At 58.2% G+C, this 22,822-nt stretch carries 17 protein-coding genes and 2 pseudogenes; 9 read left to right on the forward strand and 10 right to left on the reverse strand.

Annotated elements, in window-relative coordinates; translation table 11 throughout:
- Position 1: 1 nt before the first annotated feature.
- Positions 2 to 1,644, reverse strand: a pseudogene (pstA, locus tag EKL29_RS09955) (phosphate ABC transporter permease PstA).
- Positions 1,641 to 3,725 (reverse strand): ABC transporter permease subunit, encoded by a 2,085-nt coding sequence (locus EKL29_RS09960; protein ID WP_126689534.1) that lies wholly within the window; start codon positions 3,723 to 3,725, stop codon positions 1,641 to 1,643. Before EKL29_RS09960 ends, pstA begins: the two are co-directional and overlap by 4 nt.
- A gap of 151 nt (positions 3,726 to 3,876) precedes the next feature.
- Between EKL29_RS09960 and ppk1 the strand changes: the two genes are divergently transcribed.
- The 5 genes from ppk1 to mgtE all read left to right on the forward strand — a co-directional run bounded on the left by ppk1 (position 3,877) and on the right by mgtE (position 9,973).
- Complete coding sequence (ppk1, locus tag EKL29_RS09965; protein WP_120457580.1) at positions 3,877 to 5,937, forward strand: polyphosphate kinase 1; 2,061 nt, start codon at positions 3,877 to 3,879, stop codon at positions 5,935 to 5,937.
- A gap of 3 nt (positions 5,938 to 5,940) precedes the next feature.
- A complete protein-coding gene (gene ppx / locus EKL29_RS09970) occupies positions 5,941 to 7,467 on the forward strand; it encodes an exopolyphosphatase (RefSeq protein ID WP_120457578.1) in 1,527 nt (508 codons plus the stop codon).
- A 38-nt stretch (positions 7,468 to 7,505) separates the two neighbouring features.
- Positions 7,506 to 8,102 (forward strand): tellurite resistance methyltransferase TehB, encoded by a 597-nt coding sequence (gene tehB, locus EKL29_RS09975; protein ID WP_126689535.1) that lies wholly within the window; start codon positions 7,506 to 7,508, stop codon positions 8,100 to 8,102.
- Positions 8,103 to 8,224: 122 nt separating this feature from the next.
- Positions 8,225 to 8,416 carry a YfgG family protein gene (locus tag EKL29_RS09980; protein WP_120457574.1) on the forward strand — a complete coding sequence of 64 codons (192 nt, stop codon included), beginning with the start codon at positions 8,225 to 8,227 and terminating at the stop codon, positions 8,414 to 8,416.
- A 123-nt stretch (positions 8,417 to 8,539) separates the two neighbouring features.
- A complete protein-coding gene (gene mgtE / locus EKL29_RS09985) occupies positions 8,540 to 9,973 on the forward strand; it encodes a magnesium transporter (RefSeq protein WP_120457572.1) in 1,434 nt (477 codons plus the stop codon).
- On the opposite strand, the gene EKL29_RS09990 is transcribed toward mgtE, so the two are convergent.
- Both EKL29_RS09990 and EKL29_RS23280 read right to left on the reverse strand, forming a co-directional pair.
- Complete coding sequence (locus EKL29_RS09990; protein WP_126689536.1) at positions 9,967 to 10,491, reverse strand: AlpA family transcriptional regulator; 525 nt, start codon at positions 10,489 to 10,491, stop codon at positions 9,967 to 9,969. The two genes, mgtE and EKL29_RS09990, sit on opposite strands and share 7 nt — an antisense overlap.
- Positions 10,492 to 10,500: 9 nt before the next feature.
- Positions 10,501 to 10,752, reverse strand: coding sequence for a hypothetical protein (locus tag EKL29_RS23280; protein ID WP_126689537.1), 252 nt, complete (start codon positions 10,750 to 10,752; stop codon positions 10,501 to 10,503).
- A 194-nt stretch (positions 10,753 to 10,946) separates the two neighbouring features.
- On the opposite strand from EKL29_RS23280, the gene EKL29_RS10000 reads away from it, so the two are divergent.
- On the forward strand, positions 10,947 to 11,126 hold the full coding sequence (locus EKL29_RS10000) for a DUF2158 domain-containing protein (protein WP_126689538.1): 180 nt from the start codon (positions 10,947 to 10,949) through the stop codon (positions 11,124 to 11,126).
- Positions 11,127 to 11,142: 16 nt separating this feature from the next.
- On the opposite strand, the gene EKL29_RS10005 is transcribed toward EKL29_RS10000, so the two are convergent.
- The 3 genes from EKL29_RS10005 to guaB all read right to left on the reverse strand — a co-directional run bounded on the left by EKL29_RS10005 (position 11,143) and on the right by guaB (position 15,144).
- Complete coding sequence (locus EKL29_RS10005; protein WP_126689539.1) at positions 11,143 to 11,925, reverse strand: DUF3750 domain-containing protein; 783 nt, start codon at positions 11,923 to 11,925, stop codon at positions 11,143 to 11,145.
- Between the two features lie 99 nt (positions 11,926 to 12,024).
- Positions 12,025 to 13,605, reverse strand: coding sequence for a glutamine-hydrolyzing GMP synthase (gene guaA, locus EKL29_RS10010; RefSeq protein ID WP_126689540.1), 1,581 nt, complete (start codon positions 13,603 to 13,605; stop codon positions 12,025 to 12,027).
- A gap of 72 nt (positions 13,606 to 13,677) precedes the next feature.
- Positions 13,678 to 15,144 carry an IMP dehydrogenase gene (gene guaB, locus EKL29_RS10015; protein WP_120457561.1) on the reverse strand — a complete coding sequence of 489 codons (1,467 nt, stop codon included), beginning with the start codon at positions 15,142 to 15,144 and terminating at the stop codon, positions 13,678 to 13,680.
- Positions 15,145 to 15,313: 169 nt separating this feature from the next.
- On the opposite strand from guaB, the gene xseA reads away from it, so the two are divergent.
- From xseA to EKL29_RS10030, 3 genes are read left to right on the forward strand one after another with little or no spacing between them, the layout of a single operon-like run.
- A complete protein-coding gene (gene xseA / locus EKL29_RS10020) occupies positions 15,314 to 16,687 on the forward strand; it encodes an exodeoxyribonuclease VII large subunit (RefSeq protein ID WP_126689541.1) in 1,374 nt (457 codons plus the stop codon).
- A 47-nt stretch (positions 16,688 to 16,734) separates the two neighbouring features.
- On the forward strand, positions 16,735 to 17,748 hold the full coding sequence (locus EKL29_RS10025) for a M4 family metallopeptidase (protein ID WP_120457557.1): 1,014 nt from the start codon (positions 16,735 to 16,737) through the stop codon (positions 17,746 to 17,748).
- Positions 17,745 to 18,089 (forward strand): protealysin inhibitor emfourin, encoded by a 345-nt coding sequence (locus EKL29_RS10030; protein ID WP_120457555.1) that lies wholly within the window; start codon positions 17,745 to 17,747, stop codon positions 18,087 to 18,089. The genes EKL29_RS10025 and EKL29_RS10030 overlap by 4 nt, the downstream gene beginning before the upstream one ends.
- A 95-nt stretch (positions 18,090 to 18,184) precedes the next feature.
- Here EKL29_RS10030 and EKL29_RS23285 read toward each other — a convergent pair.
- From EKL29_RS23285 to der, 3 genes and pseudogenes are all read right to left on the reverse strand, one after another.
- Positions 18,185 to 18,265, reverse strand: a pseudogene (locus tag EKL29_RS23285) (Hok/Gef family protein); the annotation flags it as partial.
- Positions 18,266 to 18,482: 217 nt separating this feature from the next.
- Positions 18,483 to 20,915 (reverse strand): glucose/quinate/shikimate family membrane-bound PQQ-dependent dehydrogenase, encoded by a 2,433-nt coding sequence (locus EKL29_RS10040; protein WP_126689542.1) that lies wholly within the window; start codon positions 20,913 to 20,915, stop codon positions 18,483 to 18,485.
- Between the two features lie 403 nt (positions 20,916 to 21,318).
- Positions 21,319 to 22,809, reverse strand: coding sequence for a ribosome biogenesis GTPase Der (gene der, locus EKL29_RS10045; RefSeq protein ID WP_120457551.1), 1,491 nt, complete (start codon positions 22,807 to 22,809; stop codon positions 21,319 to 21,321).
- Positions 22,810 to 22,822: the final 13 nt, after the last annotated feature.

Here is a 22,822-nt window from a genome sequence, read left to right on the forward strand (position 1 = left end):
TTTATTGGGTCATCAGGCGATAGCGTTCGCGCAGCCGATGGCGCAGCGCCATCGCCAGCAGGTTGAGCGACAGGATAATCACCACCAGCAACAGCGCCGTAGCGTACACCAGCGGACGATCGGCCTCGACGTTGGGGCTCTGAAAGGCGAGATCGTAAATCTGGAAGCCGAGGTGCATAAACTTGCGGTCGAGATGCAGATAAGGAAAGACCGCATCGACCGGCAGCTCCGGCACCATTTTAACCACGCCTACCAGCATCAGCGGCGCGGTCTCTCCCGCCGCGCGCGCCACCGCTAAAATCAGGCCGGTCAGCATCGCGGGAAGCGCCATCGGCAGCACGACATGCCACAGCGTCTCCGCCTGGGTCGCGCCGAGTGCCAGCGAGCCCTGACGCAGTGAGTCGGGGATACGCGACAATCCCTCTTCAGTGGCGACAATCACCACCGGCAGCGTCAGCAGCGCCAGCGTCAGCGACGCCCACAGCAGCCCCGGCGTGCCGAAGGTGGGATTAGGCAACGAACGGGAAAAGAAGAGCTGATCGAGCGTGCCGCCTGCCAGCCAGACAAAAAAGCCCAGCCCGAAAACGCCATATACAATCGACGGCACGCCCGCCAGATTCACCACTGCAATGCGCACCAGCCGCGTCAGGGTGTTGCGGCCCGCATATTCATGCAGCCAGATGGCGGCGATGACGCCAAACGGCATCACCACCAGCGACATCAGCAGCACCATCAGTACGGTGCCGAAAATTGCCGGAAAAGCACCGGTTTCGCTTTCGCCGTCCGCGGGTGAATCGCTGACAAAATGCCAGATCTGACGCAGCGTGTGCGTGAGCTTTTGCAGCGCGTTCATGCCGTTGGGACGCCACGCCCCTCAACCACCTGCGCCAGCGGAATGGCATGTTCGCGATCCTGCGCGTCGCGCAGAATCAACACGTCGCGCTGGCTCTCGCGCTGCAAGTCGGCCAGCTGGCTGCTGAGCCGGGCGAAACGGCGCTGCAGCGCCGCCTGGTTGGCCTCGAACTCCGACAGCGCGCGCGTATCGAACTGCTGCTGCTGCCGTAGCCGATCGGCGCGCGCATCCAGCGCCGCCAGCTGGTCGTTAAGGCGCGTCAGATCGACGTGACGAATGCGGTTGATTTTATGCAGTAGCGCGCGCACCTGATCCAGCCGCTGGTGCAGCAGCGCATCGGGATCGCGCGCCGTCAGCGCCTCGTTATCTTCGCGCAGTCCGGCAAACCAGCCGTAGGCGTTGCCGCCGCTGCGTCTCTGCAGCACCATCACCTCTTTCGGCTGGCTGACATGCAGCGCCTCACGCGCATAGATCACGCGGAAATCGGGCGCGTCCCAGTCGCGGTTGCCGGTTTTGATCAGGTAACGATGGACCTGGCTTACCGGCGGCAACGCATCATTTTCCGCCGCTGGCGCGGGGAAATGCGGCTGATGCTCAAGGGTTTCGCCCAGCAACGCCGTCGGCTGGCCGCCGGGCTGCGTCAGCTGGTAGAGATCGACGCGCTGCGGCCAGAAGGCGCGTACTCCCTGCCATGCCAGCAGCGCAATCATCAGGGTAAAAGCCAGCAGACAGACGCCGACCGCGCCTGCGGTCAGCCAGCGCCAGCGGTCATTTTGTCGCATCGCCTTCATGCCTGGCCCTCGTGCTGGCTGTATCGCTGGCGCAAGCGCTGACGGATCAGCTCGGCCAGCGTGTTAATAATCAGGGTAAAGACCAGCAGCATCAGCGCGCTGAGAAACAGGATTCTGTAGTGCGCACTGCCTGCCGCCGCCTCCGGCATCTCAATGGCGATGTTAGCGGAAAGCGCGCGCAGCCCGGAAAAAAGACCGCCCTGGCTCTGCGGCGTGTTGCCGGTCGCCATTAGCACGATCATGGTTTCCCCTACCGCGCGGCCAAAGCCAATCATCAGCGCGGCGAAAATCCCGGCCGACGCGCCAGGCAGCACCACCCGCGTCAGGGTCTGCCACGGCGTCGCGCCCAGCGCCAGCGACCCCTGCCCCAGCGCCGCGGGCACGCTGAACAGCGCATCCTCCGAGAGGGTAAAAATCAGCGGCACCAGCGCGAACCCCATCGCCAGACCGGCAACCAGCAGGTTGCGCTGTTCGTAGTGCGGCAGCCATTCCGCAGCGTCGCGCATCAGGAACGTCGGGATAATCAGCGTAGCCAGCGTCACCATCAGCAGTAACGGCAGCAGCAGCATGACTTCGCGCCCCGGCTGACGCCAGCGCGGCGGCAGATGCCGACTGAGCGCGCCGCAGATAAGCAGCGTCGCCGCCAGCGTCAGCGGCAGCAGCAATACGCCGAGCAGCGCCTGGCTGATATGCGGCGCCAGCCACAGTCCGGCGATAAGCCCAATAACCACGCTGGGCAGCGCACCCATCATCTCGATCGCCGGCTTGACCCAGCGTCGCAAGCCCGGCGCCATAAACCAGGCGGTATACATAGCGGCCGCCAGCGCCAGCGGCGTGGCGAACAGCAGCGACAGCGCCGCCGCTTTTAGCGTGCCGGTAACCATCGGCATAAAGCTGAATTTCGCCTGATAGCTGTCTGCAGCGTTAGTGGACTGCCAGACCCAGTCCGGCGCGGGGTAGTTTTCATACCAGATTTTTTGCCAGAAGCTGCGCCAGCTGACGTCCGGCCAGGGATTATCGAGACGCAAAACCTGCCAGCTGCCGGCGCGCTCCAGCAGCAGCGCGTCGCCGCGCGGTGAGAAGGCGGCGCTTTTTATTCCTGGCGCAAGCTGGCGTTGCAGAACGGGGCCAGGCTGCTTGCTGGCGAACAGTTTCAGCGCGCCGCCGGGTTCCAGCGTGGCGAAGACGCGGCGCTGCGTTTCCGTGACGATATCTGCGGTCGGACTGCTCCCGGCGAAAGTGCGAATTTCATGCAGGCGCGGCCCTTCCGCTCCGGCGATAGCGAACCACTGCGTGACGCCGCGGCCATCCTGAATCAACAGGCTCCGCCCGCCCGCCAGCAGATGCAGGCTACGCGGCGTCTGCGCCAGCGTCACCGTTTCGCGCAATGTTGCGCGATCGTCGTCGAGCTGCCAGACGCGCAGCACATTGCCCTCGCTGGCATAGAGCAGATCGCCCTGCGGCGACAAAAGCAGATGATCGGCATGCGCCTGCGGCAGCTCGATGATGCGCGGTGCCTGCTGAGGCGCCAGCGTCACTACGCGCAGCCCCGCGTCGGTCAACACGCTGACACGCCATTTGGTTTCGTTTAGCGTCGCCAGCGCCATCGCTTTTACCGCGCCGTCCGGCAGCCGCAAAGGCGTATCGCCGAGCGGATAGCGCCATGCGCCGTCTACCGGCTGCAGCAGCGTCAGCGCGCCCTGCGCGTTAAGCAGCAGCGTGCGCTGGTCGGCGCTGCTGACCGCCTGCTGCGGCGCCGGACGCAGCATCAGCGGCGTTTCCGCGGGCTGACCGTTAAGCGGAATAAAGCGCGCCGCGCCATCCTGTCCGATCCGCCAGCCCCGATCGCCCTGATTTCCCACTATCAGCGCGGGCTCGCTATCCCACAGCCGCTGCGCGGCCTGGGGATGCACGCCCGGCGCGGCGAAGAGCGGCAGTACCACCCAAATCAACCAGAAAAAGAGCAGCAGCATCAGCAGTAAAATAGCGATGCCGCAGGATGTGACCAGACGCCGCGTAAAACGGTCGATAGCGCGGCGGCGGCGGTCGCTGAAGTTGACGGGAATATGCTTTAGGCTCATGCGGCTCTGAATGAGATCGGTAGTAAGCCGCTATGTTGCCCGTAGCTGGTTGATAAGACAACTATTGACGTTGGACAAGGTTGCCATACTCTCGCCATAATGATGACGGACACTGGTTCTTTAAGTCCTGCGAACGCGATATGGAGTCAGAATGGGTCAGGAAAAGCTGTATATAGAAAAAGAATTAAGCTGGTTATCCTTCAACGAGCGCGTTTTACAAGAGGCGGCGGACAAAACTAACCCGTTAATTGAGCGCATGCGTTTTCTCGGGATTTATTCCAATAACCTTGATGAGTTTTACAAAGTACGCTTTGCCGATCTTAAGCGTCGCATCCTGATTGGCGAAGAACAGGGATCGCCCGGCCTGCCGCGCCATCTGCTGAAGAAAATTCAGCAGCGCGTCATGAAGTCGGAACAGGAATTCGACGGTCTCTATAACGAACTGCTGCTGGAACTGGCGCGCAACCAAATCTTTTTGATTAACGAGCGCCAGCTTTCACCTAATCAGCAGGTGTGGCTGCGTCACTATTTCAAACACGATTTGCGTCAGCACATCACGCCGATCCTTATTAATCACGACACCGATCTCACCGAATTCTTAAAAGATGACTACACCTACCTGGCGGTAGAGATCATCCGCGGCGATGAGATTCGCTATGCGCTGCTGGAGATCCCCTCCGATAAGGTTCCGCGCTTCGTTAACCTGCCCGCCGAATCGCCGCGCCGCCGCAAGCCGATGATCCTGCTGGATAACATTCTGCGCTACTGTCTCGACGATATCTTTAAAGGGTTCTTCGATTACGATGCGCTGAACGCCTACTCGATGAAGATGACGCGCGATGCGGAATACGATCTGGTCACGGAGATGGAGTCGAGCCTGCTGGAGCTGATGTCTTCCAGCCTCAAGCAGCGTCTGACTGCCGAGCCGGTGCGTTTTGTCTATCAGCGTGATATGCCTGACGCCATGGTAGAGCTGCTGTGTAATAAGCTGACCATCTCCAACTACGATTCGATCGTGCCGGGCGGTCGCTACCATAACTTTAAAGATTTTATCGGTTTTCCGGACGTCGGCAAAAGCAACCTGGTCAACCGTCCGCTGCCGCAGATCCGCCATATTGGCTTTGATGGCTTCCGTAACGGCTTCGACGCCATTCGCGATCGCGACATTCTGCTCTATTACCCCTACCACACCTTTGAGCATGTGCTGGAGCTGCTGCGTCAGGCCTCCTTTGACCCGAGCGTGCTGGCGATCAAAATCAACATCTATCGCGTCGCGAAGCATTCGCGCATTATGGATGCGATGATGCACGCCGCCTATAACGGCAAAAAGGTCACCGTTGTGGTGGAGCTGCAGGCGCGTTTCGACGAAGAGGCCAATATTTTGTGGGCCAAACGTTTAACCGAAGCGGGCGTGCACGTTATTTTCTCTGCGCCAGGCCTGAAGATTCACGCCAAGCTGTTTCTTATCTCACGCAGAGAAGGCGACGAAGTGGTGCGCTATGCCCATATCGGCACCGGCAACTTTAACGAGAAAACCGCGCGCCTTTATACCGACTATTCGCTGCTGACCGCCGATGCGCGCATCACCAACGAAGTGCGCCGGGTGTTTAACTTTATTGAAAACCCTTATCGTCCGGTGAGCTTTGAGCACCTGATGGTATCGCCGCAGAACTCGCGTCAGATGCTCTACCAGCTTGTCGATGCGGAAATCGCCAACGCGCAGCAGGGTCGCCCGAGTGGCATTACGCTGAAAATTAATAACCTGGTGGATAACGGTCTGGTCGATCGTCTCTATGCGGCATCCGGCGCGGGCGTGAAGGTCAATCTGCTGGTACGCGGCATGTGTTCGCTCATTCCTGATTTGCCTGGGATCAGTGAAAATATTCGCGTGATCAGTATCGTTGATCGCTATCTCGAGCACGATCGCGTCTATATTTTCGAAAACGGCGGCGACAAAAAAGTCTTTCTCTCTTCCGCTGACTGGATGACGCGTAATATCGATCATCGTATCGAGGTCGCTGTCGCGATCCTCGATCCGCGCGTGAAACAACGCATTCTGGACATTATCGCTATTCTGTTTAGTGATACGGTGAAAGCGCGTATCGTTGATAAAGAGTTGGGGAACCGCTATGTTCCGCGCGGCAATCGTCGTAAGGTCCGCTCTCAACTGGCGATTTATGATTACATCAAGAAACTGGAACAGCCTGAATAATCTATGCCCATTTCTCATAAAAGTACGCCGAGACCGCAAGAATTTGCGGCAATCGATCTTGGCTCAAACAGCTTTCATATGGTCATCGCGCGCGTGGTCGACGGCGCTATGCAGGTGCTTGGTCGTCTGAAGCAGCGCGTACATCTGGCTGACGGTCTGGACAGCAAAAATCGCCTGAGCGAAGAGGCGATGGAGCGCGGGCTGAGCTGCCTGGCGCTGTTCGCCGAACGTTTGCAGGGTTTCAGCGCGAGCAACGTCACCATTGTCGGCACCCATACCTTGCGCCAGGCGGTAAACGCGGAAGAGTTTCTGCAGCGCGCGGCGGAGGTTATCCCCTACCCTATCGAGGTCATTTCCGGTCATGAAGAGGCGCGCCTGATTTTTATGGGCGTCGAACATACGCAGCCGGAGAAAGGACGCAAGCTGGTGATCGACATCGGCGGCGGCTCGACCGAACTGGTGATCGGCGAAAACTTCGAGCCGCAGCTGGTTGAAAGCCGCCGCATGGGCTGCGTCAGTTTCGCCCAGCTCTACTTCCCCAACGGTGAAATCAGCCGCGAAAACTTCCGCCGCGCGCGCCTTGCGGCGACGCAAAAGCTGGAAACGCTGGCGTGGCAGTATCGCCTGCACGGCTGGCAGTACGCGCTCGGCGCGTCAGGCACCATCAAGGCGGCGTGCGAAGTGCTGCAGGCGATGGGCGAAAAAGAAAAAATGATCACGCCAGAGCGGCTGGACATGCTCTATGACGAGGTTATGAAGCATAAATCTTTCAGCGCGCTGAGCCTGCCGGGCCTCTCTGAAGAGCGTAAATCGGTGTTCGTGCCGGGGCTGGCGATTATCTGCGGCGTGTTCGACGCGCTGGCGATTCGCGAGCTGCGCCTCTCTGACGGCGCGCTGCGCGAAGGCGTCCTCTACGAGATGGAGGGCCGCTTCCGCCATCAGGATATCCGCAGCCGTACGGCGCAGAGCCTGGCGAACCATTACGCCATCGACAACGATCAAGCGCGTCGCGTGCTGGATACCACCGATCAGCTCTATCTGCAGTGGCGCGATCAGAATCCCAAGCTGGCGAACCCGCAGCTGGCGGCGCTGTTGAAGTGGGCAGCGATGCTGCATGAAGTCGGACTGACCATTAACCACAGCGGCATGCAACGCCACTCTGCCTATATTCTGCAAAACACTAACCTGCCCGGTTTTAACCAGGATCAGCAAACGCTGCTGGCTGCGCTGGTACGCTTCCATCGCAAAGCCGTCAAGGTCGAAGATCTGCCGCGCGTCACGCTGTTCAAGAAAAAACAGTTCCTGCCGCTGCTGTTTCTGTTGCGCCTTGGCACCTTACTCAATAATCAGCGTCAGGCGACTACGCGACCCGATTCGCTCAAGCTGACCACCGATGAGGGGCACTGGACGCTGACGTTCCCGGCGGGCTATTTCAGCCAGAACAATCTGGTACAGCTCGATCTGGAGCGTGAACAGACCTACTGGACTGAGGTCACCGGCTGGAAACTGACGCTGGAAGAAGAAGCCTGAGGAGGTGGGCGCCTGCGCCCACGTAATGAAAGCGAACCATGATTAAAACTGAAAACTATTTTGCCGAAACCTATGGGCTGACGCCGACGCACTCTGAAGTGCTGGCGGCGCTGCCTCATCTCAATCCAGGCAAAGCGCTGGATCTCGGCTGTGGCAATGGCCGCAACAGCCTGTTTCTGAGCCAGAATGGCTTCGACGTTACCGCCTGGGACCACAATCCCGCCAGCCTGGCGCGTCTCGAGCAGATCGTCGCGCAGGAAGGGATAACCAATATTCATACCGAGCAGCGTGACCTGAATCAGACGCGCTTCAACGGCGGCTACACCTTTGTGCTCTCCACGGTTGTAATGATGTTCCTGCAGCCAGAAACCATTCCGCAGCTGATTGCCGATATGCAGGCGAGCACGGTGAGAGACGGGCATAACCTGATTGTCGCGGCGATGAGCACCGATGATTACCCCTGCCCGCTTGCGTTCCCCTTTACGTTTAAATCGGGCGAGCTGAGCCACTACTATCGCAACTGGCACATCCTGAAATACAACGAGCATGTTGGTCAGTTACATAAGCGCGACGAACAAGGCAACCGCATCAGCTGCCGTTTCGCCACGCTGCTGGCGCAAAAAGCCAGCCTGTAAACCGGGGCTGCGTAACGCGGCCCTCCAGCCCTGCTCTTTTTTTAATCGGCGGTTGATTTCAACGCAGCATTATGACTAAATGTTGCCATCGCCCGACAGGGTCTTTACAGGAAACACCTCGCGTGAACAGCGCCATCCCTTCCCGAAGACGTCCCAAATCCGGTTCATTTACCCGGATCGTTTTACTGATTAGCTTTATTATTCTCGCTAGCCGCCTGATCTTTATCCTGCCTGCCGCTTTTGAACATCATCAGCAGAAAAAAGCCGCGCCGCAATCTGCCCCTTTGAGCACAGCTATTCGCGACAACACTTAACCATCCTTCACTTTTGCATCTCCAGACGAAACGCAGCCTGAATAACCGCGTCTTTTTTTGCGACCTTTTGCGAGGCGAACCGCTACACTTCGTGCTGTAACTTTCAGACACAAGGGACTCGTTATGTCTGCCTCGCATACTCAACGTTTAAGTGAAATTCGTCATCGCATTCTGACGCTGCTGCTCAGTGAGCCGGATCTGGTGGACGCGCTGCTGGAGAAATCTGGCGAGCGCAGCCCTGAACAGCAACGTGAAAATGCGGCGCACCAGGCTGCGCTGGAGCAGGATATCGCTCAGCTGCACGCAGCGGATTTAGCCGATATTCTTGAAGCGCTACCGGAAGAGGAGCGCCAGGCGCTGTGGCGTCTGGTTCCTACCGTGCAGCGCGGCCATGTGCTGGTCGAGGCATCTGAAACCGTCTGGGCCAGCCTGACGGAAGAGATGAGCGACCGCGATATCCTGCGCGCCATTGAGCCGCTCGATATTGACGATCAGGTCTGGCTGGCGCGCTACCTGCCGCGCGATCTGACCGGGCGTCTGCTGGCGACGCTGGAGCCGGGCCAGCGTGCACGCGTGCTCAGCGTGGTCGATTTTGATCGCGATCGCGTCGGGCGCATTATGGATTTCAATATCCTGACGGTGCGTGCCGACGTCACGCTGGCAACGGTGCAGCGCTATCTGCGCCACAGAAAAAGCATGCCGAACGGCACAGATAAAATTTTCATTACCGATGAAAACAACCTGCTGCTGGGCGAGCTGTCGCTGACCGATATTCTGCTGAACAAGCCGAAAAAACGCGTCGAGGAGGTGATGAACACCTCGCCTACCACCTTTCAGCTCAATGATAAAGCCGAGGACGCGGCGGGCGCGTTTGAACGCTATAACCTTATCTCCGCTGCGGTCATCGACGCGAAAGGCAAGCTGATTGGGCGCGTCACCATTGAGGACGTGGTCGATCTGGTTAACGAAGAGAACGAAAGCAATATTCGCCGCATGGGCGGCATCAGTCAGGAGGAGGATGTATTTGCGCCGGTGCGCAAAGCCGTGCGCCGACGCTGGGCCTGGCTGGCAATCAATCTCTGTACCGCCTTTATCGCGTCGCGCGTTATCGGCCTGTTTGAAGACACCATCTCCCAACTGGTGGCGCTGGCAACGCTGATGCCGATTGTAGCCGGTATCGGCGGCAATACTGGCAACCAGACCATCACGATGATTGTGCGCGCGCTGGCGCTGCATCAGGTCGAACCGGGCAACTTCTCGTTTTTGATTGCGCGCGAACTCGGCGTCGCATTGCTTAATGGCCTGTTCTGGGGCGGCGCAATGGGGCTGATTACCTGGCTGATGTACGACAATCTCGAGCTGGGTGGGGTAATGATGCTGGCGATGATGCTTAATTTGCTGCTGGCGGCGCTAATGGGCGTGTTGATCCCACTGATCATGACCAGACTGAAACGCGACCCGGCGGTAGGCTCCAGCGTGCTGATTACGGCAATTACCGATACCGGCGGCTTCTTTATCTTCCTCGGTCTGGCGACGCTGTTTTTGCTCCATCACTGATTGTTGCCGTCAGCGGCGGAGGCTATGCAGTGCGCATAGCGCTGCATCGTCTGTTGCAGGTTGAGCCGCAGCGTCACCTGCGCCAGCTCACGCGTCGCATTGGGAATAGCGTAGCTGCCGCGCTGTTCCAGCCACTCCAGCACATCCGCCAGATGCCAGAGCGCGGTTTTGCCATCATGCACCGGTAGCGGAAACTGCGAACTGTGGCTGAGCATCAGCTTACGCATATTCTGTCGGGAAACGCCGATAATGTCGGCGACATCCGTCAGGCCGACAAGGTCGGGCGCAGCCTCGGTGAGCTGCGCCCCGGGCATTGCGCTCTGCACATTCCTGATGGCGCTCAGCACCGCTCGCTGTGCGCTGGACGCCTCTCGGGTAAACTCCAGCGCCACTTTTCCCGGCACGCCCAGCCCCACCAGCGCATCGTCACAGCCCGCGTCGATCAGCTGCTTTAACAGCTCTTCTTCCGGTAAAAGAGGTTTCGGCAGCTGAAAACGCAGCGTAAAAATATATTCCATGTTTGCTCCTTAATGCAGTTTGCGCACCGCAATACATTTATCAATCACCCGCCGCAGCGCTCGCGCGTGGTTAAAAGCGTTCCGCGGCGTACTCCAGATAACGCTGATGCAAAACTCTCCGCAGCGGCATGCCACCGAGTGCATGGGACAATACATTTTGCCCCAGCCATGATGCCCCATTGTCACTATCTGCCACCCGTACGCTTCGGCATGACGCAGCGCCGTTTCAATCTCTTTAGCTGGATGCCGTCTTCTTTCCATCGTAATGCACCTTACCCTGAACACCTCAGGTTGTCAACTGACAACCAGGCTGCTTTTTTTGTCTGCTCAGCAGCATGCCTTATGTTGCTTTGTTCAGGGAATTCCATGAAAAATCATGGAAGAGCCGCCGCAAAAAATTTTATGCAGGGGGACGCCGTGCGCCCTACACTTCCTTAAAACCAAAGGAGAAAAGCATGTTTAAACCTGATGATTTTGTGCAATCGAAAACCGGTGGACCAAAGATGCTGGTGCTGCGTGTGGAAGACGAAACGCTGTGGTGCGCGCGCGTTGATGACGCGACGAAAAAAGAGATCGAAGTGAAGGCGGACAGCGTTAACCTCTACCACGAAGATGGAGATTTCGGCGTCTGCTGACGCCTGCGCCGGGCCTTTAGCCCGGCGGATTGTCCTGCTGAACGTTCTGGTTACCGAGACCGCCGATAAAGGGCAGACGCAGACGCAGCGGGGTAAAATCCACGCCCATATTTAGTCCCAGGACGTTAAGCTCAACCCCCTCTTCCGCCCCCAGCGTCACGCCAGCGACGCCCAGAATGGAAATCTGAATTCCACGGCCCGAGGGCGGCAAACCAACAGGACGCCACAGCGGCCGGTAATCTTTGCCGAGCGCGTTGGCTGGCATGTCGAGTTTCAAGGCCGGCACTTCACGTCCAATATGCGCAAGAAAGGTATTGCTGTTCGGTCCCGGCCAGGCGTGATAAGTATTTGGCCAGGGGTAGGATTTAATCGCCGCCTCAATGTGTGGGATCATCGCTTCAGCCTCCGCGCCGCGGTGCTCTACCAGCAGGCGCGGCTTCGCGCCATACCAGTAGCCGTCCGGCAAATTGCTGTTGCGGCGTACTTTGTCGCCGCTGCCCCAGCTGATCACTTCATAACGGTTGTAATGCGTCTCGCCCGCACGCTTGAAGATAATCCACGGGTGCACCGCTACCGCCCCTTTCCAGCCGTAGGTCGGCGCGGCATAGACCTGCACAATAGCCTGAGTTGCATAGCGTTGCGGATCGGGTGCCAGGCCCGCGGAGTCGCGCCGTGCTGACCACCAGCCTCCCTGACCGCCGGAGAGTTCTCCATGGCGCGTCGCCTGCGCCAGACTGGCGCCCAGCGACAGCAGGATCACCAGCAGAATGCAAAGGCTCAGTGCTTTAAGTGGCAGCATAGGGGTATCCGGGAGTAAGGGGCAGAAAGAAAATCGCCAGCCTGTCTGGCGACAGGCTGGCGATGGATTAATCAACGCGCTTCAGTGTAAGCGGAAAGGTTATTCCCACTCAATGGTCGCTGGCGGCTTGCCGCTGATATCGTATACCACGCGGGAGATGCCGTTGACTTCGTTGATAATGCGGTTAGAGACGCGGCCGAGGAAATCGTACGGCAGATGCGCCCAGTGCGCGGTCATAAAGTCGATGGTCTCTACGGCACGCAGCGAAACGACCCAGTCATATTTACGACCGTCGCCCATCACGCCCACTGAACGCACCGGCAGGAACACGGTAAACGCCTGGCTCACTTTGTTATAGAGATCTGCTTTACGCAGCTCTTCAATAAAGATCGCATCGGCGCGACGCAGCAGATCGCAATACTCTTTTTTCACTTCGCCCAGCACGCGCACACCGAGCCCCGGACCCGGGAACGGATGGCGATAGAGCATATCGTACGGCAGGCCCAGTTCCAGACCAATCTTGCGCACTTCATCTTTGAACAGCTCTTTCAGCGGCTCAACCAGGCCCAGCTTCATCTCTTTCGGCAAGCCGCCCACGTTGTGGTGCGATTTGATTACGTGCGCTTTGCCGGTAGCGGAGGCGGCGGACTCGATCACATCCGGATAGATGGTGCCCTGCGCCAGCCATTTCACGTCGGTCAGCTTGCTTGCCTCTTCGTCGAACACTTCCACAAAGACGCGGCCAATGATTTTACGCTTGGCTTCTGGATCGTTTTCGCCCGCCAGCGCGTCAAGGAAGCGCGCTTCAGCCGGTACGTGGACGATATTGAGGCCAAAGTGGTCGCCGAACATATCCATCACCTGCTCCGCCTCATTCAGACGCAGCAGACCGTTGTCGACGAATACGCAGGTCAGGCGCTCGCCGATAGCGCGGTGCAGCAGCATCGCGGTTACGGAGGAATCTACACCGCCTGACAGGCCGAGGATCACTTTGTCGTTGCCGACCTGCACACGAAGACGTTCAACTGCGTCTTCAATGATTTTCGCTGGCGTCCACAACGCTTCACATTCGCAGATGTCGAGCACGAAACGCTCCAGCATGCGCAGTCCCTGGCGGGTGTGCGTGACTTCCGGATGGAACTGCACGCCGTAGAAACGCTTCTCTTCGTTAGCCATAATGGCGAACGGACAGGTTTCGGTGCTGGCGACGGTCACAAAATCGGACGGAATGGCGGTCACTTTATCGCCGTGGCTCATCCAGACGTCGAGCAGCGGCTTGCCTGCGGCGCTGATAGCGTCTTCAATGTCGCGAATCAATGCGCTCGGGGTGATGACTTCTACCTGTGCATAGCCGAATTCACGTTCGTTAGAGCCTTCGACTTTGCCGCCCAGCTGCATCGCCATGGTCTGCATGCCGTAGCAGACGCCAAGCACCGGAACGCCGGCGTTGAAAACGTACTCCGGCGCGCGCGGGCTGTTGAGTTCAGTGGTGCTTTCCGGACCGCCGGAAAGGATGATGCCGTTCGGGTTGAACTGGCGGATCTGCTCTTCGGTGACATCCCATGCCCAGAGTTCGCAGTACACGCCCAGCTCACGGACGCGGCGCGCGACCAGTTGCGTGTATTGAGAACCAAAATCGAGAATCAGAATGCGATGTTTATGAATATTTTCCGTCGTCATTGAGGCGTTTCCAGAGCGGGTAACTTGATAATGAAAGCGCCCGGCTTATGCCGGGCGGTAAATCTTAAGGGATCAGGATCCCATACGGTAGTTCGGTGACTCTTTGGTGATGGTCACATCGTGCACGTGGCTTTCGTTGATGCCCGCGCCGCTGATGCGTACAAACTCCGCTTTGGTGCGCAGGTCGTCAATGGTCTGGCAACCGGTCAGACCCATACAGGAGCGCAGGCCGCCCATCTGCTGGTGAACGATCTCTTTCAGGCGGCCTTTATAGGCGACGCGGCCTTCAATGCCTTCCGGCACCAGTTTATCAGCGGCGTTATCGCTCTGGAAGTAACGGTCAGAGGAGCCTTTTGACATCGCGCCCAGCGAACCCATGCCGCGATAGGATTTGAAAGAGCGGCCCTGATAAAGTTCGATCTCGCCAGGGGACTCTTCGGTACCAGCCAGCATAGAGCCGACCATAACGGCTGCCGCGCCGGCAGCGATAGCTTTAGCAATATCGCCAGAGAAGCGGATACCGCCGTCAGCGATAACCGGAATGCCGGTGCCTTCCAGCGCTTCAACAGCGTCAGAAACGGCAGTGATCTGCGGAACGCCTACGCCAGTCACGATACGGGTAGTACAGATAGAGCCAGGGCCGATGCCGACTTTTACCGCGCTTACGCCCGCCTTCGCCAGCGCCAGTGCGCCTGCGCCGGTCGCGACGTTGCCGCCGATAATGTCTAAATCGGGGTATTTTGCGCGCGTTTCGCGGATACGCTGCAGCACGCCTTCTGAATGGCCATGCGACGAGTCAATCAGCAGCACATCGACGCCAGCAGCGACCAGCGCATCGACGCGCTCTTCGTTGCCCGCGCCCGCGCCGACTGCCGCGCCAACGCGCAGACGTCCCTGCGCATCTTTACAGGCGTTCGGTTTACGTTCTGCTTTCTGGAAATCTTTAACGGTGATCATGCCGAGCAGATGGAAGCTGTCGTCCACCACCAGCGCTTTCTCAACGCGTTTTTCGTGCATTCTCTGCAGCACGACATCACGCGCCTCACCCTCTTTTACCGTCACCAGACGCGCTTTCGGCGTCATCACTGCGGTAACCGGCTGCGTCAGATCGGTGACGAAGCGCACGTCGCGGCCGGTGATGATGCCGACCAGCTCGTTGCTTTCGTTCACCACAGGATAGCCGGCAAAGCCGTTGCGCTCGGTCAGCGCTTTCACTTCCGCCAGCGTCGTGGTCGGCAGTACGGTTTGCGGTTCGGTTACCACGCCGCTTTCATGTTTCTTCACCTTGCGAACTTCTTCCGCCTGGCGCTCAATTGACATATTTTTATGGATAAAGCCCAGACCGCCTTCCTGCGCCAGCGCAATAGCCAGGCCCGCTTCGGTCACAGTGTCCATAGCGGCGGAGAGCATCGGGATGTTCAGACGAATATTTTTCGTCAGCTGAGTGCTGAGATCGGCCGTGTTAGGCAGAACGGTGGAGTGAGCAGGAACGAGCAGAACGTCGTCGAAAGTAAGGGCTTCTTTAGCGATTCTTAGCATGGCAATATCTCAACCTGGGGTGAATGAGAACAGATAAAATATTGCCGCGGCATTATACAGGCCGTAATCGTTTGCCTCCAGCATTATTTTAGAAAAACTCTTGATCCTCTCTATCAGCCATGTAGTATCGGTTAATTAACCCTCTGATTTACTATTTGATCTCCATCACATGTCGCTACCGCCGATTGCCAATGTTTTTACCGTCAGCCGCCTGAATACGACGGTGCGTCAGCTCCTGGAACAGGAGATGGGATCGGTGTGGCTGAGCGCGGAGATCTCTAATTTTTCCCAGCCCGCTTCGGGCCACTGGTATTTCACGCTGAAGGATGACGGCGCACAGGTGCGCTGCGCCATGTTCCGTAACAGCAACCGTCGCGTCACCTTTCGTCCACAGCATGGCCAGCAGATTCTGGTGCGCGCTACCATTACGCTTTATGAGCCGCGCGGCGACTACCAGCTGATTATCGAAAGCATGCATCCGGCGGGCGAAGGCGCGTTGCAGCAGCAGTTCGAATTGCTGAAGGCGAAACTGGCGAGCGAAGGCCTGTTCGACCAGCAGCACAAACAGCCCTTGCCCGAACCGGCGAAACAGGTCGGCGTGATCACCTCGGCGACCGGCGCGGCGCTGCATGATGTGCTGCGCGTGCTGCATCGTCGCGATCCTTCACTGCCGGTCGTTATCTATCCTACGCCAGTTCAGGGCGCCGACGCGCCAGCCGCTATCGTGCGCGCAATTGAACTGGCGAACCAGCGTGCGGAATGCGACGTGCTGATTGTCGGGCGCGGCGGCGGCTCGCTGGAAGATCTCTGGAGCTTTAACGAAGAGCGCGTGGCACGCGCCATTTTCGCCAGCCGCATTCCTGTCGTCAGCGCGGTCGGCCATGAAACCGACGTGACTATCGCCGATTTTGTCGCCGACCTGCGCGCGCCCACCCCTTCTGCCGCTGCTGAAATAGTGAGCAGAAATCAGACAGAACTGCTGCGACAGTTGCTCTCCCAGCAACAACGGCTGGAAATGGCCATGGATTATTATCTGGCGCAGCAACAACGCCGCTTCTCCCGCCTCGATCACCGCCTGCAGCAGCAGCATCCTCAGCTTCGCCTGGCACGACAGCAGACCGCCCTGTTCCGCCTGCAACAGCGGCTGAGCGAGGCGATGGAAAACCAGCTGCGTCAGACGCTGCGCCAGCAGGATCGCCTTGCGCAGCGTCTCGCCGCCCATCAGCCGCAGCCGCGTCTGTTTCAGGCGCAGCGCCAGCTGGAGCAGATGCGCTATCGCCTGCAGCAAGGCATGGAAAAGATGCTCAACCGCGACAGGCAACGCTTTGCGACGCTTGCCGCGCAGCTGGAAGGCGTCAGTCCGCTGGCGACGCTGGCGCGCGGCTTCAGCGTCACCACCGATATCACGGGTCAGGTGGTGAAAAAAACGGCCCAGCTACAGAGCGGCGATACGCTGCGCACGCGTCTCGACGACGGCTGGGTGGAAAGCCAGGTGACCAGCCTGCTGCCAGAAAAAAAACGACGCCGTAAGACCACTTCCTGAGCAAAGACTATACTTTTTGACACATCACTTGTGCCAAGGAGTCGGGTATGTCCTACAGCGTTATTCCTCCCTATATATTGCGTAACATCGTCGCCCACGGTTCCAGTCATCAACAGGATTATGCACGCCGTACGCTGCTGCACGTTCAGCATCTGATGGCAGAGAACTGGCAGAAGCCGGTTGCGCCAAAGACGGCGGCGGGCGGTCATGTTGAGCGTGAAATCTACGATGCGAAAAACACTCAAAACCTGCCAGGCGATCTGCTGCGCACCGAAGGTCAGTCAGATACGGGCGACATCGCCGCCAGAGAAGCCTGGGATTATCTTGGCGTCACCTACGATTTTTTCTGGCAGGCCTATCAACGTAATTCGCTCGACAATCAGGGGCTGAAGCTGCTTGGCACCGTTCACTATGGCAAGGCGTATCAAAACGCCTTCTGGAACGGACAGCAGATGGTGTTTGGCGACGGCGACGGCGAAATATTCAATCGCTTTACCATCGCTATCGACGTGGTCGCGCATGAGCTGACGCATGGCGTAACCGAAACCGAAGCCGGGCTGATCTATTTCGAGCAGGCGGGTGCGCTGAATGAATCGCTTTCCGACGTATTCGGCTCGCTGGTGAAGCAGTACCATCTCAAGCAGAGCGCCGATAGCGCCGACTGGATTATCGGCGAAGGGCTGCTGGCAAGCGGCATTAAAGGACGTGGGCTGCGCTCGATGGCAGAGCCGGGTACGGCCTATGACGATCCAATGCTGGGTAAGGATCCTCAGCCCGCGCATATGGATCACTATGTGCAGACGCGTGAAGATAACGGCGGCGTTCACCTTAATTCCGGCATACCTAACCGAGCCTTTTACCTCGCAGCGAAAGCGCTAGGCGGCTATGCCTGGGAGCTGGCGGGCTGGGCCTGGTACGACACGGTGTGCGATAAATCCCTGCCTCAGGATGCCGATTTCAGCACCTTTGCGCGCCTGACTATTCAGCACGGCGAACGTCGCTTTAACCGTTCGGTGGCGCAGTCGATTGAGCAAGCGTGGAAGGAGGTTGGTGTGCTATGAGTTCCTTTCCTGAACTGACCGACGATGCGGTCATTGAGGTCGAACGCGAAGGCGGGCTGGCCTTTATCCCGGGCCTGCGCGGCGCGCGGCGCTTCGCGCTGGCTCAGCTGCCGCAACCGCAAAAGCAGCGCGTCTGTCAGGTTCTGGAACAGGCATTGCCGCTGGGCGAGCCTGAAGATAAAGCGCCGGAGATGGGGCGCAGCGATCAACGCTACTTCCGCATACAAATCAGCTATGCCACGCACCGTGAAGTCGGCACCATTGTATTGCTGATCCCGGAACAGATCGCGCCGCCGGCGCTGGAGGCGCTCTGGCGTGACGGCGAAGATCCTGAAGAGTAAAGGCCGTCACGCAAGTGACGGCCTTATGAAGGCGCTTCAGGCCTGTCCAGCCAACAGTCGGTTAAGGCGGGGATTCACTCCCCGCCTTCCGGTTGCTACTTACCAGATTCGTAAGCCATCGAAGCAGCCACCTCGCGCTGGTTGTCCCGGTAGCGAATTTCACACAGCGATTTCCGCGCTGCCTGACAATCAGCATGCCGATCGCTTAAGGCAGAAACCTCAAGCGCCACCGCAATTATACCCTCTTCTCTCCCCTGCCCAACCCGCACGCTACTACTTAGCGAGCTGCTTATCAGGCGTTTATGCAATTGCCGTCACGCTTACAATTCCTTGTGTGCCAAATAAAAAAACCCCACGCCGGAGCGCAGGGTTTTTAGTAAAAACGCTTAGCCGTTATGGCAGCGCATAGGCAATCACATAGTCGCCGCGATCGGGCGACTGACGCGCGCCGCCTGCGGAGATCAGGATGTACTGCTTACCGTTTTTCGGTGATACGTAGCTAATCGGGCCGCCCTGACTGCCCACCGGCAGGCGCGCTTTCCACACCTCTTTACCGGTTGAGCTGTCAAAGGCGCGCAGATAGTAATCCTGCGTACCGGCGATAAACACCAGACCGCCCTGCGTCGCCAGCGTACCGCCCAGCGTCGGCATGCCGATCGGCATCTGCGCATGCATTTTGATACCGAACGGACCCGTATCCTGCACCGTGCCTACCGGCACCTGCCAGACGATTTTACGCGTCTTCATATCGATCGCCGACAGCGTGCCAAACGGCGGCGCCTGGCATGGGATGCCCAGCGGCGACATAAAGCGGTTTTTGTTGACCGCATACGGCGTGCCTTTCAGCGGAACCGCGCCCATACCGGTATTGATCGCTTCGCCGCCGTTGCTGCCGCGAGCGATTTTGCTGGTATCGGTCGGGATCATCTGCACCCACAGGCCGAGACGCATATCGTTGACGAACATGTACTGGTTGTTCGGGTCAAAGGAGATGCTGCCCCAGTTCATCCCGCCGAGCGAACCCGGGAAGCTGAGCGACTTATCGGTGTCCGGTACGGTGAACAGCCCATTGTAACGCATTGATTTAAATGCAATGCGGCACGCCAGCTGGTCAAACGGCGTCGCGCCCCACATGTCCGACTCGGTCAGCGTCTGGTTGCCAATCTGCGGCATCTCGGTCGAATGCGGCTGGGTTTTGGTGTACTGCTCGTTCGGGATATGGCCCTGCGGCATCGGCAGCTCTTCGACTTTGGTCAGCGGCTTGCCGGTTTCGCGATCCAGCACGAAGATCATGCCGGTTTTCCCGCCGATAACGACCGCGGGTTTAGTGGTGCCGTCCTTCATCGGGAAATCGACCAGGCTTGGCTGCATCGGCAGATCGAAGTCCCACAGATCGTTATGAACGGTCTGATAAACCCACTTCTCTTTACCGGTGGTTGCATCCAGCGCCAGTACGGAGGCGCCATATTTATGATCCAGCGCGGTACGGTTAGCGCCCCAGAGATCCACAGAAGAGCTGCCCATCGGGATAAACACCGTGTTCATCGCCGGATCGTATGACATCGGTGCCCAGGAGTTCGGGGTGCTGCGTTTGTAATTCTGACCCGGCATCAGCACGGCGTTTGGATCGACATTGCCTGGGTCGAACGCCCAGCGCTGCTTGCCGGTAATAACATCGAAGCCGCGCAGAACGCCGCCCGGCATATCGGTCTGAACGTTATCCGCAACGCGGCCGCCGACCACTACCGTCGTGCCCGCCAGCGTCGGCGCTGAAGTCAGCTGATATTTCGGATCCTGCGCTTCGCCCAGCCCTTCTTTCAGGCTGACCACGCCATGGTCACCGAAGTTTTCGCAGAACTCGCCGTTGTCGGCGTTGATGGCGATCAGACGCGCATCAATGGTGTTCATCAGAATACGGCGTTGACAGGTATCGCCCGCCGCCAGGTTGGCTGCCGGCACCGGCGTTGAGCCTGGTTTGCTCGGCTGGGTCAGCGGTTTGGTGGCGTCGAAGTAGGCCAGACCGCGACAGCGCGGCCAGACTTCCGCCTGCGCGTTGATTTCGCGTTTCCAGATCTGCTTGCCGCTGTCCGCTTCAACCGCAATCACGTTATTGTGCGGCGTACAGAGATAGATCGTGTTGCCAATCTGCAGTGGCGTTTGCTGATCTTCCGCGCCGTTGCCGGTTGGACTAATCGGCGTATCGCCAGTATGGAATGTCCAGGCGACCTGCAGGTCTTTTACATTGTCGCGCGTGATTTGATCCACAGCGGCAAAGCGATCGCCGCCTGGAGTGCGACCATAGTTATTCCAGTCCTGCTGCGGTTTGCTTTTATCAACCGGGATCAGCGGCAGCTCTTTGCCGGTGAACGCCACGGTTGGATGCGGCTGGAACATCTGCACCAGCGTGCCGACCATGCCAACAGCGATTAGCGCTGAGAGCGCATAAGAGATTTTCGCCAGCGAAGACTTTCCTTCGCGCTTGCGCAGCGCAGGCCAGGTAAGAAACGCCAGCAGCATCAGACCAGCCGGCACCATCAGGCGCGATACCAGCGGCCAGAACGACCAGCCCGCGTCCGCCAGCGCCCAAATCAGCGTGCCGACGAATACCAGAATAAACAGCACAACGGCAGAGGACTTACGACGGAAGAACTGGATCGCTGACAGCAGAGTCACAATACCTGCAATCAGGAAATACCAGCTACCACCCAGCGAAACCAGCTTACCGCCGCCGATAGCAAAGAACAGGCCGATTGCCAGCAGCACCAGCCCCAGCAAGATCGACCAGATACCCAATCCTTTGCCGGATCGGGATGTTGTTTCAGCCATAACACAAACTCTCCTGAAAAAATAAAGCATCCGCGCCGCAGCGAACGCACCGAACAATGTCGCTAAGCGTGACGTTGTCTGACGCGCCGGATATAGCTTTATTTTATTTCGTAATAGTACGGACCCATGTCCAGGTTGCAGGCATTGTGAGCGAGGAGGCATAAATGATGTTCTGCCCTCGTCGCAATACAGGGCAGGATTGTACCACCTGGTACATTATGAGGTGAACATTTATAACGGGATGTAAACGCGACAATAGCATTTTTGCTACAAACACCCGGGCAAGCCGCGCTGTTTCATTGCTTCTTACAACCCGCCCAGGATCATTTGCAAAAGTGAGAAAAGCGTCAGAGGTTTTTCTCTGCCCCTGAAAACAACAAAGGGACCTTTCGGTCCCTTGGGTTTAACGCTTGTTTTTCTTCAAATGCGCGAGCAGGCGCTTACGCTTGCGCTGCTGCGTCGGCGTCAGCAGGTTGCGTTTGCCTGCAAAGGGGTTGTCGCCCTCTTTAAACTGAATACGAATCGGCGTGCCCATAACGTTGAGCGAACGACGGAAGTAGTTCATCAGATAGCGCTTGTAGGAATCCGGCAGGTCTTTCACCTGGTTACCATGGATCACTACGATAGGCGGGTTATATCCCCCCGCATGCGCATACTTGAGCTTCACGCGGCGTCCGCGCACCAGCGGCGGCTGATGGTCTTCGGCAGCCATATTCATAATGCGCGTCAGCATAGAAGTGTTAACGCGTTTGGTCGAACAGTCATAGGCTTCGGTGACCGATTCGAACAGGTTGCCGACGCCGCTGCCGTGCAGCGCAGAAATAAAGTGCACGCGGGCAAAGTCGATAAAGCCGAGACGATAATCCAGCGTCTCTTTGACCTCGTCCTTGATCTCCTGCGTCAGGCCGTCCCATTTGTTCACCACGATCACCAGCGAGCGGCCGCTGTTAAGGATGAAGCCAAGCAGCGACAGATCCTGATCGGAGATACCTTCACGCGCGTCGATTACCAGCAACACAACGTTAGCGTCTTCAATCGCCTGCAGGGTTTTAATAACCGAGAACTTTTCGACTGTATCGGTGATCTTGCCGCGCTTACGCACGCCAGCGGTATCAATCAGGATATATTCGCGATCGTCGCGCTCCATCGGGATATAGATGCTGTCGCGCGTGGTGCCCGGCATGTCGTACACCACCACGCGATCCTCGCCGAGGATACGGTTAGTCAGCGTGGACTTGCCGACGTTGGGACGGCCGACGATAGCAAGCTTGATCGGCAGACCGGTCGGGTCAAACGCCTCTTCTTCCTCTTCTTCCAGCGTTTCGCCGTTCTCTTCCGCCGCGAGCGCCGCCCAGTAGGCTTCGTTCTCGTCCTCTTCCGTTACTTCGCGCGGATCGACTTCATCCATCCACGGCAGCAAGACGGTTTCCAGCAGGCTGGTGACGCCACGACCGTGCGATGCGGCAATAGCGTAGATATCACCCAGCCCCAGCGAGTAAAAATCGGCAACCGCTGAGTCGGGATCGAGGCCGTCGGTTTTGTTCGCCACCAGGAACGTCGGCTTTTTACGCGAACGGATATGGTTAGCGATCTGCTTGTCCGCCGGCATCAGGCCCGCGCGCGCATCCACCATAAACAGCACGACATCGGCCTCTTCAATCGCCAGCAGCGACTGCTCAGCCATACGCGTTTCGACGCCCTCTTCAGAGCCGTCGATACCGCCGGTATCAATAACAATAAATTCGCGCCCTTCCACTTCGGCGCGACCATATTTGCGATCGCGAGTCAGTCCAGGAAAATCCGCCACCAGCGCATCACGAGTGCGCGTTAAGCGGTTAAACAGCGTGGATTTCCCCACATTGGGACGCCCAACCAGCGCGACCACAGGTATCATAACAATGCCTCAA

Source organism: Pantoea sp. YU22 (assembly GCF_003970755.1).
Classification (GTDB): Bacteria; Pseudomonadota; Gammaproteobacteria; order Enterobacterales; family Enterobacteriaceae; genus Pantoea; species Pantoea piersonii.